The 11415-nt window shown below is 60.1% G+C and carries 10 protein-coding genes; 6 read left to right on the top strand and 4 right to left on the bottom strand.

The features are described from left to right. Positions 1 to 210: 210 nt before the first annotated feature. Together ACNPAA_RS19785 and ACNPAA_RS19790 are read right to left on the bottom strand one after the other, a co-directional pair. Positions 211 to 1404: a class I SAM-dependent methyltransferase gene (locus ACNPAA_RS19785; protein WP_039039155.1), complete on the bottom strand. Its 1194-nt coding sequence runs from the start codon at positions 1402 to 1404 to the stop codon at positions 211 to 213. A gap of 184 nt (positions 1405 to 1588) precedes the next feature. Continuing rightward, positions 1589 to 3019, bottom strand: coding sequence for a methyl-accepting chemotaxis protein (locus tag ACNPAA_RS19790; protein WP_171865368.1), 1431 nt, complete (start codon positions 3017 to 3019; stop codon positions 1589 to 1591). 85 nt (positions 3020 to 3104) lie between these two features. On the opposite strand from ACNPAA_RS19790, the gene ACNPAA_RS19795 reads away from it, so the two are divergent. Continuing rightward, positions 3105 to 3377, top strand: a complete 273-nt coding sequence (locus ACNPAA_RS19795; RefSeq protein ID WP_010674727.1) for an acylphosphatase — start codon at positions 3105 to 3107, stop codon at positions 3375 to 3377. 12 nt (positions 3378 to 3389) lie between these two features. Continuing rightward, positions 3390 to 4124: a CHAD domain-containing protein gene (locus ACNPAA_RS19800; RefSeq protein WP_045524856.1), complete on the top strand. Its 735-nt coding sequence runs from the start codon at positions 3390 to 3392 to the stop codon at positions 4122 to 4124. A gap of 71 nt (positions 4125 to 4195) precedes the next feature. Here ACNPAA_RS19800 and metG read toward each other — a convergent pair whose 3' ends face one another. Next, entirely contained in the window at positions 4196 to 6229 is a 2034-nt protein-coding gene (gene metG, locus ACNPAA_RS19805) for a methionine--tRNA ligase (protein ID WP_113978933.1), read from the bottom strand. 185 nt (positions 6230 to 6414) lie between these two features. Here metG and apbC point away from each other — a divergent pair, with 185 nt between their 5' ends. The 4 genes from apbC to ACNPAA_RS19825 all read left to right on the top strand — a co-directional run bounded on the left by apbC (position 6415) and on the right by ACNPAA_RS19825 (position 10689). Next, positions 6415 to 7497: an iron-sulfur cluster carrier protein ApbC gene (apbC, locus tag ACNPAA_RS19810; RefSeq protein WP_113978935.1), complete on the top strand. Its 1083-nt coding sequence runs from the start codon at positions 6415 to 6417 to the stop codon at positions 7495 to 7497. Positions 7498 to 7605: 108 nt separating this feature from the next. Further along, positions 7606 to 8250 carry a uridine kinase gene (gene udk / locus ACNPAA_RS19815; protein WP_010674731.1) on the top strand — a complete coding sequence of 215 codons (645 nt, stop codon included), beginning with the start codon at positions 7606 to 7608 and terminating at the stop codon, positions 8248 to 8250. A 63-nt stretch (positions 8251 to 8313) separates the two neighbouring features. After that, positions 8314 to 8895, top strand: coding sequence for a dCTP deaminase (gene dcd, locus ACNPAA_RS19820; protein WP_045524859.1), 582 nt, complete (start codon positions 8314 to 8316; stop codon positions 8893 to 8895). 321 nt (positions 8896 to 9216) lie between these two features. Continuing rightward, positions 9217 to 10689 (top strand): inorganic phosphate transporter, encoded by a 1473-nt coding sequence (locus ACNPAA_RS19825; RefSeq protein ID WP_045524860.1) that lies wholly within the window; start codon positions 9217 to 9219, stop codon positions 10687 to 10689. 615 nt (positions 10690 to 11304) lie between these two features. Here the strand turns inward: ACNPAA_RS19825 and ACNPAA_RS19830 are convergent. Beyond that, positions 11305 to 11415: transposase (locus tag ACNPAA_RS19830; RefSeq protein WP_147273929.1), on the bottom strand; the 111-nt coding region annotated here is incomplete at its 5' end.

An 11415-nucleotide genomic window follows, 5' to 3' on the forward strand; every position in this document is an offset into this window, starting at 1 on the left:
CTCAACAACATCGTTCAGATCGTTTGCAATAGACATAAAAAATCCGGAACCAGTGATTGGTTCCGGATTGTCCTACAGCAGAAGGATCGGTCAATGGATCCTTAACTGATCAGCATTGCGCTTTGATCGCGGGCTTTTTGATGACTAGCAGAACCCAGCCTGGCCCGGATCTGGCACCGGGAACAAGGGGGCTGCGCTGGTCTGCTCGGCTTAGCGGGCGCGCACCACCAGTCCCTTGAGGTAGAAGCCTTCCGGATAGGCGGTGCCGATGGGGTGATCGGATGCCTGGGAGAGGAGCTCCAGGATCTGGGCATCACGGCCGGCATCGAGGGCCGCATCGGCCACTATCTTCTGGAACAGGCTCTGCTCCATCAGGCCGGAGCAGGAGTAGGTCAAGAGCACGCCACCCGGCGCCAGCAGTTGGAACGCCAGCATGTTGATGTCCTTGTAGCCGCGGCAGGCGCCCAGCAGCTGGGCCTTGCTCTCGGCAAACTTGGGCGGATCCAGCACGATGACATCGAACTTCTCGCCCTTCTCGCGATATTCGCGCAAGAGCTTGAAGACGTCGTGACGCACGAACTGGGTGTTGCTGGTATCGAGACCGTTCAGCTCGGCGTTCTGGCGGGCGATGTCCAGCGCATTCTGGGAGAGATCGACGTTGACTACCTCCTTGGCACCGCCCTGGAGGGCATAGACCCCGAAACCGCCGGTGTAGCAGAAGCAGTTGAGCACCCGCTTGCCTTCAGTGTATTTCGCTGCGGCAAGGCGGTTGTCCCGCTGATCCAGATAGAAACCCGTCTTGTGACCGTTACGAATATCGACCAGGATCTTGACGCCGCCATTCTCCTCGATCACCACGGGGTCGGTCGGGGTCTCGCCATGGATGACGCCGGTGCGCTCCTTCAGCCCTTCCTTCTTGCGCACGGCCACGTCGGAGCGCTCATAGATGCTGCACTCGGGGTAGAGGGTACGCAGGGCTTGCGTGATCAGCTCACGCTGGAACTCGGCACCGGCAGAGAGGATCTGGCACACCAGGAAGTCGGCGTAGCGGTCGATGGTGAGGCCCGGCAGACCGTCGGATTCGGCGGCGCAGAGGCGATAGCCGGTGAGGCCCTGACGCTTGATGAGCCCATCGCGGGACTCCTGCGCGTATTTTAGGCGACGGATGAAGAAGTCGAGATCGACGCTCTCATCCTTGTCGAAGGTCCAGACCCGGGCACGGATCTGGGAGCTGCCGGACCAGGCGCCACGGGCGAGCCATTTGCCGTCATGGGTGAAGATCTCGACGGTATCGCCGTCAACGGGGTTGCCCTGCACCCGCTCAATGCCCTTGGAGAAGATCCAGGGGTGGCGACGCAGCAGGGATTTTTCGCGGCCTTTGACGAGATAGATGGAAGCGCTCATGGGTAGTTGCCGATGGTAGAAAAGAAGGGGGCATATAGTAGGGGCTGTGAGGGTAGGCACGCAAGCCGCGTCTACCGGGATCCGTGCATCCTCACGCGGTCAGGGTCGGACGGGCTGTTTCGCGCGTCCCCAGCGCCTGGCCCAGACGCGGCAGGCCATCTGGAGGATGGCCTGCCGGAGGGGGTCAGATCCGCAGGCCGGTGAGCGCCTGACCGAGTTCGCTGGCGGTTCCCTTGAGGCCGGTGGTGCCGGCGACCGCCGCGCTGGCGGACTCCTCCACCCGGCTCGCCTCGTGGCGCACCTTGTCGAGGTTGCGGGTGATCTCTTCTGCCACCGAACTCTGCTCTTCGCTGGAGGTGGCGATCTGGGTGCTCATCTCCAGCACCGCATCGCTGTGGTTGCTGAGCCGCTCGATGTCCATGCCCACCTCGGTGATGAGCTGCTGGCTGTCGGCCGCGCGCCCCACCGTCTTCTCCATGATGTCGTTCAACGCCCCGGTCCCGGCCTGGAGCTCCTCGATCATCTGCTGGATTTCCACCGTGGCCTGCTGGGTGCGGCTGGCGAGGGTGCGCACCTCGTCGGCCACCACCGCAAAGCCGCGTCCCTGTTCACCGGCGCGGGCGGCCTCGATGGCGGCGTTGAGGGCCAGCAGGTTGGTTTGCTGGGAGATGGCGTTGATGACGTTGACCACTTCGTTGATGCGATTGGCGTTGTGAGTCAGCCGCTCGACCGCGCCCGAGGCATTGCCAATCTCGTCTGCCAGGGTGCGGATGGCGGTGATGGTACGTGCCACCCGCTGTGCCCCGTGAGTCGCCTCGTCGCTGGACTGGCGGGTTTGCAGCAGGGTGTCGTTGGCGTTGCGGGCCACTTCCCGGATGGCGGCGGACATCTGCTCCATGGCGGCGGCCAGGGAGTCCATGTGCTGGCGCTGGGCGCGGGCAAGCTGCTCGCCGTCGCTGGCATGCTCGCGAAATTCGTCGGCGGCCAGGGTAAGGGCATCGGCGGACTCTTCCACCAGTTGCACTATCTTGTGCTGGCGGTCGGTGAAGGTGTCGATGCTGCCCGCCAGAATGGAGAACTCATCGCGCACCGGGAAGAAATTGAGCCGGAAGGTGAGATCGCCGTTCGCTACCGTCTGCAATGCCTTGTTGGTGGAGTAGAGGGCCCCCGAGACGAAGGTCATCAGATAGTGAGTGATGAGGGCCAGCAGGGCGGCCAGCACCGCGATGATGGTGAGCGTGGTGCCCTGACCATCCCAGAGGGCGTAGTGACTCGTATCCAGGGTGCCGGAGACGACGCCCGCCTGACCTGCGCTGGCGCCATAGCGATAGATGTCCCCTTGCTGGCTAAGGCCGGTGGCGGTGCCAGGCGTGAGTACGAGATCCGCGGGCAGGGTAAGGGTCGGCTGCTGGCTCACCAGCTGGGCCGTGGTCTCGACCCGCCCTTTTAGCTGATCCACTCTGAGCTGCATCGCCTGATCATGGCCGTCGGCCAGCAGATACCAGGTGAGGAAGGCGATGAACACCAGGGGGCACCAGAAGGTGATGAGAAATTTCTCGCTGATCGTGAGGTGAATGAGATAACGGTCAACCCACCGAAACTTTACTTCTTTCATAATGGTATTGCGTCCTGCAAGGGGAAGAGAGTGTCGCGCTCATTATCGCCCCGGGGAAAAATTACTTAAGGGAAAGGTGTGATAAATGGGAGAGCAATCGTTTGTCGTGCGGGTGTGGGGTCAGGTTCAGGGAGTGGGGTTTCGCTACTTCACCCGGGAGCGGGCGCTGCAACTGGGGCTGCGGGGGCATGCCTACAACCTGGAAGATGGCTCGGTGGAAATCCTGATTGCCGGTCCCGAACAGAAGGTACAGATGATGCTGGGCTGGCTTGAGCACGGGCCCCGAACCGCCACCGTCACCCGAATGGAGTGCACCCAGGCGTTGCCACCCACCGGAACCGGTTTTCATACCAACTAGCCGGGAGGGTTCATGGGGGAGAGCGGGATTGCGCAGGCCAACCGGCTCGTTGGGCAATATCGGGGGGCGACCCTGGCACTGCGCCAGCACAAGGGGATGGAAGAGGTGCATGCCTACCGGATAGCGGCCCGCCGCCTGCTGGCGCTGCTCGCCCTGTGGCGACCCCTCATTCATGAGCCCGAGCTGGAGCGGCGATTGACCCGTGCCGTCGGCACGCTCTCCGCCCTGCGCGATGCCCAGGTCTATGCGCAGCATCATGGTGGCTCGCTTCGGCAGAACCGCTTGCCACGGGTCCCCCTGTTGACCGGCCTGCTTGCCCGTTGGCTGGCCCGACTGGAAGAGGTGCCCGTCGGTGTCGATCTCTTGCCGCTGTTTCAGCTGCATCTGGCGCTGTCACTGTCGGATGCACTGGCGAAGACCACCTCCCTTCCTGTGGGCATCAGGGCGAAACTTCGGTGCTGGCACCGGCTGCGCCTGGTGCTGAAACAGGCGCGCTACGGGATGGAGCTGCTGACGGCACAGGGGGGAGGGGATCCGGCCTGGTTGTCCATGCTGGTGAGCTGGCAGGAGCGGCTTGGGCAATTGCAGGACAGGCGCCAATGGCTAAGACGCCTTGGGGGCGAAACGGGGCGAGGCCAGCAACGGCGAGCCCTGAAAACAGAGATCCGCTGCCAACTACTGCAACTGGATTGCCATCAGGCGGAGCTGGTCGGCCTTCGCATGGCATTGCTGCAGAGCGGGCAGTAAGCACCCCACAAGGTAAAAAAAGAGAGGCCATTGGCCTCTCTTTTCATTGGGACTGTCCGGGAAGGGGCGTATTACTTCACGCGCATGCCCGGCTGGGCACCTTCCTGGGGCTCGAGGATCCAGAGATCCTTGCCACCTGGACCTGCCGCCAGCACCATGCCTTCGGACATGCCAAAGCGCATCTTGCGCGGGGCCAGGTTGGCCACCATCACGGTCAGCTTGCCTTCCAGATCTTCCGGGTTGTAGGCAGACTTGATACCGGCAAACACCTGACGGGTTTCGCCGCCGATGTCCAGCTGCAACTTCAGCAGCTTCTCGGCTTCCGGCACCGCTTCGGCCTTTTTGATCAGCGCCACCCGCAGGTCAATCTTGGCAAAGTCGTCGTAGGTGATGGTCTCGCTGATGGGATCGTCCACCAGGGGGCCTGCCGGTTTCTTGCTCTGCTCCTTGGCGAGATCTTCCTTGGACGCTTCCACCATGGCATCCACCTTGGCGGACTCGATGCGGGAGAAGAGCGCCTTGAAGGGGGCGACGCCGTGGTCGACCAGAGGGGCGGCGATGCCGTCCCAGGTCAGGGTCTCGCCGAGGAAGGCTTCGGCGCGCTCGGCCAGTTGCGGCATGACGGGCTTCAAGTAGGCCATCAGCACGCGGAACAGGTTGATGCCGACGGAGCAGACGGCTTGCAGCTCGGCATCCGCCCCTTCCTGCTTGGCGATGACCCAGGGAGCCTTGTCGTCCACATAGCGGTTGGCCTTGTCGGCCAGGGCCATGATCTCGCGGATGGCGCGGCTGAATTCGCGCGCTTCATAGGCTTCGGCGATGCTGGTGCTGGCGTTGGCAAACTCGGCGTAGAGTGCGGGCTCGGCGCAGGTGGCGGCCAGCTTGCCGTCAAAACGCTTGGCGATAAAGCCGGCGTTGCGAGAGGCCAGGTTGACCAGCTTGTTGACCACGTCGGCGTTGACGCGGGAGACGAAGTCTTCGAGGTTCAAGTCCAGATCGTCGATGCGGCTGTTGAGCTTGGCGGCGTAGTAGTAACGCAGGCACTCCGGATCCAGGTGCTTGAGATAGGTGGACGCCTTGATGAAGGTGCCCTTGGACTTGGACATCTTGGCGCCGTTGACGGTTACATAGCCGTGCACGTTGACCTTGGTCGGCTTGCGGAAGTTCGCGCCTTCCAGCATGGCCGGCCAGAACAGGCAGTGGAAGTAGGCGATGTCCTTGCCGATGAAGTGATAGAGCTCGGCGTCGGAGTCCGCTTTCCAGTAGCTGTCGAAGTCGATGTCGCCGCGCTTGTTGCACAGGTTCTTGAACGACGCCATGTAGCCGATGGGGGCGTCCAGCCAGACATAGAAGTATTTGCCGGGGGCACCGGGAATTTCGAAGCCGAAGTAGGGGGCGTCACGGGTGATGTCCCACTGCTGCAGGCCGCTTTCGAACCACTCTTGCATCTTGTTGGCCATCTCTTCCTGGATGGCGCCGGAGCCGCGCACCCAGTCGGCGAGCCAGGCTTCGAACTGGGGCAGGTCGAAGAAGAAGTGCTCGGAGTCCTTCATCACCGGGGTCGCACCGGAGACGGCGGATTTCGGATCAATCAGCTCGGTCGGGCTGTAGGTGGCGCCGCACGCGTCGCAGTTGTCACCGTACTGATCGGGGGACTTGCACTTGGGGCAGGTGCCCTTGACGAAGCGATCCGGCAGGAACATGGATTTTTCCGGATCGAACAGTTGGGAGATGGTGCGGATCTTGATTTTGCCGGACTCTTTGAGGCGGCCATAGATCACGCCCGCCAGCTCGCGGTTCTCGTCGCTGTGGGTGGAGTGGTAGTTGTCGAAGCTGATGTTGAAACCGGCAAAATCCCCCTGGTGCTCCTGGGAGACGGCGGCAATCATCTCTTCCGGCGAGATCCCCATCTGCTGCGCCTTGAGCATGATGGGCGTACCGTGGGCATCGTCGGCACAGACGAAATGCACCTGATGGCCACGCATTCGCTGATAACGAACCCAGATATCGGCCTGGATGTGTTCCAGCATGTGGCCGAGATGGATGGAGCCGTTGGCATAGGGGAGGGCGCAGGTTACCAGCATTCTACGAGGATCAGTTGCCATAATACGTTCTTTATGTGCCTGTTGGGATGATACAGTGCCGTGCATGTTACCCGAATTGGGGGCGGCCTGCCTAGGGTTGTGGCCCCCGGTGCCCTGACTGGCGGCATCACGATGACGTCGGCAAGCCACTGATTTATGTGCGGTAACCGTTCACCTCAGCATAACGACAACATAATGGGGAGTTAATGGTGATTGATTCAGTAAAACAGATCCTGGCCGAATTTAAGCCGGCAGGATGGGGCAAGGATCTGGTCGCGGCCGGTTTTGTGCGTTCCGTCGAGCGGCACGAACAGACCCTGGCCATCACGCTGGTGCTGCCCTTTGCCGGCCAGTCCCTGTTTGAACAGATCAAAGAGGAGTTCGATTCCCGGCTGCGCAGCGCAACCGGCGCGACCCGCATCGACTGGACGGGGGAGATAGACGTGGCCAGCATGCCCCGCGCGCAGCAACTGGCGGCGGTGCAGGGGATCCGCAATATCCTGGTGGTTGCCTCCGGCAAGGGAGGGGTGGGCAAGTCCACTACCGCGGTCAACCTGGCGCTGGCGCTGCAAAAAGAGGGGGCGCGGGTCGCCCTGCTGGATGCGGACATCTATGGCCCCTCCATCCCGACCATGACGGGGACCCTCAAGGAGCGCCCTGTCAGCTTTGATGGCAAGTTGATGGAGCCGGTGATGGCCTGCGGCATCAAGAGCAACAGCATCGGTTATCTGGTGGCCGAGCAGGATGCCACCATCTGGCGCGGTCCCATGGCGAGCAAGGCACTCGGGCAGATCCTGCACGAGACCCGCTGGGGCGAGGTGGACTACCTGGTGGTGGACATGCCCCCGGGCACCGGCGATATCCAGCTGACGCTGGCCCAGCAGGTGCCCACCACGGCGGCGGTGATCGTCACGACGCCCCAGGATGTGGCGCTGGCAGATGCCCGCAAGGGGATCGCCATGTTCAACAAGGTCAATGTGCCTGTGCTTGGCATCGTCGAGAACATGAGTTACCACGTCTGCAGCGCCTGCGGGCATCACGAGCCGTTGTTCGGTACCGGCGGTGGCCAGAAGATGGCGGAGCAGTATCACGTGGCGCTGCTTGGTCAGTTGCCGCTGCATATCGACATTCGCCAGCACATGGATGACGGCTGCCCCACCGTGTTCGGTGCGCCGGATGGCGAGCTGTCACAGACTTACCTGAAACTGGCTCGCCGGGTAGGGGCCGAGCTCTATTTCAGCGCAAAACCGATTGCGACCCCGCTCTACACGGTGGCGCTGGACGAATAATCGGCGTTCGGCCAAGGGGGACGGATTTGGGGTGGGCATGGCCACCCCTTTTTCATATAATGGATCGGTTTAAACAATCCCCAGTGCTCTTCTCTTTAGGTATTTTCAATGTCTGATACTCAACATTCCTGCGTGATCATCGGTATTGCTGGTGCATCCGCGTCCGGCAAGAGTCTTATCGCCCAAACCATCTATGAAGAGCTGGTGGCCGAGCTGGGAGCGGGTCAGATTGGTGTGATCACCGAGGATTGCTACTACCGTGATCAGACCCACCTGACCATGGAAGAGCGGGTCAAGACCAACTATGACCACCCCAATGCCCTGGATCACGATCTGCTGGTGCAGCATCTGACCCAGCTGACGCAAGGGGAGGCGGTCAACATCCCCCAGTACTCCTATACCGAGCACACGCGCATGACCGAGGTCACTACCTTTGCACCGCGCCGTGTCATCATCCTCGAAGGGATACTGCTGTTGACTGACAGCCGCCTGCGCGAACTGATGGACGCCTCCATCTTCATGGATACCCCGCTCGACATCTGTTTGCTGCGCCGTCTGGTGCGCGATGTGCAGGAGCGCGGTCGTACCATGGACTCCGTGCTCAAGCAGTATCAGAAGACTGTGCGTCCCATGTTCATGCAGTTCATCGACCCGTCCAAGCAGTATGCTGACGTGATCGTGCCCCGTGGCGGCAAGAACCGCATCGCCATCGACATGCTCAAGGCGCGTATCCGCCATATGTTGATTGGTTGAGAGAAAACAAGCCGGGTGATGCCCGGCTTTTTTTAATGAATCTTTTGTCAGGAGAGTCGCAGAATGCGTCTTTGTGATACCGATATCGAACGGCACCTGGATGAAGGCAAGATCGTCATCGAGCCGCGGCCCGGTGTTGAGCGGATCAGCGGCGTCAGCGTCGATGTGCTGCTGGGCAACGAGTTTCGGGTGTTTCGCGATCATACCGCGCCTTATATCGACCTTGGCGGTACCAGTATCGAGATGGCCGATGCCATCGAGCGGGTGATGAGCGAGGAGATCCACGTGCCGGACGGTGAAGCCTTCTATCTGCACCCGGGTCAGCTGGCGCTGGCGGTGACCTATGAATCGGTTACCTTGCCCGCCGATATCGTCGGCTGGCTGGATGGTCGCTCCTCCCTGGCTCGCCTGGGCCTTATGGTGCACGTCACCGCCCACCGCATCGATCCGGGCTGGTCCGGTCGCATCGTGCTGGAGTTTTACAACGGCGGCAAGTTGCCTCTGGCCCTGCGTCCCAAGATGAAGATCGGTGCCCTGAACTTCGAGATGCTGTCAGGTACCGCGGCTCGCCCGTACAACAAACGGGAAAATGCCAAATACAAGAGTCAGCAAGGGGCTGTGGCCAGCCGGATCAACCAGGATTGATCCCCGCACCGTGCGGCTTGTCTATCGAGGAGGGTGCCAAGGCACCCTCTTTTTTTATCTGACAAAAGGAAACGGGCGTGCCGAGCGGGTTGAAAAGCGGCCTTTTTCGGGACATTGAGCCATGCTCAGGCTTTGATTGGCGCCTATCCACAGCAATGGAATGGACTTAAATTAATCCTCGACAAGCCCCGTTCCTACAGGCCCTAAGACATTTTCTGACGGAATGCCCTTTTTTTTTTTTGCTGAAATATTTCAACAACGGGTATGGCGCATCGAGCCTTCTGGCATAATCCGCCGCAACTCATAAACAGGTTCGTTTTTATGTTTGAAATGTTTAGTGGTTTGGGTTTGTGGTGGTCAATCGGTTTGGTATTGGCCGTTTTTTTTGTGCTGGCCTATGAATTCATCAACGGCTTTCACGATACCGCCAACGCGGTAGCAACGGTTATCTATACCAAGGCGATGCCGGCTCATATGGCGGTGGTGGCTTCCGGTCTGTTCAATTTCGCCGGTGTCATGCTGGGTGGATTGGGGGTGGCCTACGCCATCGTTCACCTGCTGCCCATCGATCTGCTGCTTGGCATGGACTCCACCCAGGGTCTGATCATGGTGTTCTCCCTGCTGTTCTCGGCCATCGTCTGGAACCTGGGAACCTGGTACTTCGGCATTCCGGCATCCAGCTCCCACACCCTGATCGGTTCCATCCTGGGGGTAGGCGGCGCCTATGCCCTGATCAGCCATCAACCCCTGAAAGAGGGTATCAACGTCGGCAAAGCCATCGACATCATGCTCTCTCTCATCATTTCTCCCACCGTGGGCTTCATCATTGCCGCCTTGCTGCTGTTCGCCATGAAGCGCGTATGGCTTGGCAGCAAGATCCACAAGACCCCGGAAGAGCGCCTGCTGGTGGACGGCAAGAAGCATCCACCGTTCTGGGCCCGTGTCACTCTGATTTGCTCCGCCATGGGGGTGAGCTTCGTACACGGTTCCAACGATGGCCAGAAAGGCATCGGTCTGGTGATGCTGGTGCTGATCTGCATGGCGCCTGCCTATTTTGCGCTGGACATGAACAGCCGCTCCTATGATCTGGACAGAACCCAGGATGCCAACCAGCGCATCATGGAGATCTACCAGCGTAACCAGGATCAGGTCTCCCATCTGGTGAACTTCAGTGTCCCTGCCAAAGCCCAGGAAGAGCTGATGAGCCACTGTGCGGCAGGGGAGGCCCTGCAGGCCATGGCGACCCTCGACAAGCGTCTGGGCCAGGTGCGCACCTACGAGGAGATGAACCTGGTGGATCGCCGCGAGGTGCGTCGTCTGCTGCTGTGCATCGACGACACTGCCCGCAAGGTCTCCAAATTGCCGCTGCCGGCCAAGGAGCTGACCGATCTCGCCAAATGGCGCAAGGATCTGACCGCCACGGCCGAATATGCGCCGACCTGGGTCATCGTGTCCATCGCCCTGGCGCTCGGTTGCGGCACCATGGTGGGCTGGCGTCGTATCGTCTACACGGTAGGGGAGAAGATCGGTTCCACCGGCATGACCTACAGCCAGGGCATTGCAGCCCAGATCACGGCCGCCGCGTCCATCGGGATTGCGAGTCTGACCGGGATGCCGGTGTCCACCACCCACATTCTCTCCTCCGCGGTGGCGGGGACCATGGTGGCCAACAAGTCCGGCCTGCAGAGCCAGACCATCAAGACCATTCTGCTGGCCTGGGTGCTGACGTTGCCGCTCACCATGCTGCTCTCCGGCGGTCTGTTCCTGCTGAACAACCATCTCTTTGGCGGATAATCACGACAGTCATTGGAAATAAAACAAGGGCCTTCGGGCCCTTTTTTGTTGCCTGGTGAATATCACGTCATACGGCAATAGTTCAATAAGTAATAGCTATATGCCATCAGACAAGAAGTTGAATGACATTATCTATCACCTCTTTAGCTTCTCTACATCCCTCAACCACTCGTTGTGCACAGTGAGGGGAACCTGCCTGTGTGACGCCTTGTTACGAGCCGACCCTTGCACGTGAAGCTGAAGGGAGGGCGTTCAACGGGTCTATGATCCTCACCAGAAATGATGAGAGTGAAGAGCGCCACAGGTTGCCCTATGTCTGGCATTCCCGTTCAACCTGGGTTGTCTCAGCCACCACTGAACACACCGACTGTGCTACCAAAGGGGAACGCTGCCAGACTGTTTGCCAATGGCTTCATATGCTGTCAATGCACGGACCTGTCGACAAAGCAGAGCATGTCGTGATGCGTTGACAGAGATGAATTCTCTGTCTGGTGCGTTATTCACGTCTTGTTTGGACTGTGTGTGGTCGCTGAACATCGGGAAAGCGGCGGATATCGAACGGGCAGGGAGGGAGAGCAAGGCGATGTCAGCCCAAAAAAAGAGATAAAAAAAGGTTCATCGCGGCTTTCCGGGGAAGGCCGCCTTGATTTTCAGAAAAAAGTATTCTGAGTCCCTAAATCCATATGCCATACGCTTTATCACTTTGATCTTGTTGTTCACCCCTTC

The organism is Aeromonas sp. PS2Canimalfood6 (assembly GCF_048276795.1).
Classification (GTDB): domain Bacteria; phylum Pseudomonadota; class Gammaproteobacteria; order Enterobacterales; family Aeromonadaceae; genus Aeromonas; species Aeromonas caviae.

Coding starts and splice junctions, on each gene's coding strand:
- udk (WP_010674731.1), top strand. CDS start 7,606: ATGTCTGATACTCAACATTCCTGCGTGATCATCGGTATTGCTGGTGCA.
- ACNPAA_RS19785 (WP_039039155.1), bottom strand. CDS start 1,404: ATGAGCGCTTCCATCTATCTCGTCAAAGGCCGCGAAAAATCCCTGCTG.
- dcd (WP_045524859.1), top strand. CDS start 8,314: ATGCGTCTTTGTGATACCGATATCGAACGGCACCTGGATGAAGGCAAG.
- ACNPAA_RS19825 (WP_045524860.1), top strand. CDS start 9,217: ATGTTTGAAATGTTTAGTGGTTTGGGTTTGTGGTGGTCAATCGGTTTG.
- metG (WP_113978933.1), bottom strand. CDS start 6,229: ATGGCAACTGATCCTCGTAGAATGCTGGTAACCTGCGCCCTCCCCTAT.
- apbC (WP_113978935.1), top strand. CDS start 6,415: ATGGTGATTGATTCAGTAAAACAGATCCTGGCCGAATTTAAGCCGGCA.
- ACNPAA_RS19790 (WP_171865368.1), bottom strand. CDS start 3,019: ATGAAAGAAGTAAAGTTTCGGTGGGTTGACCGTTATCTCATTCACCTC.
- ACNPAA_RS19795 (WP_010674727.1), top strand. CDS start 3,105: ATGGGAGAGCAATCGTTTGTCGTGCGGGTGTGGGGTCAGGTTCAGGGA.
- ACNPAA_RS19800 (WP_045524856.1), top strand. CDS start 3,390: ATGGGGGAGAGCGGGATTGCGCAGGCCAACCGGCTCGTTGGGCAATAT.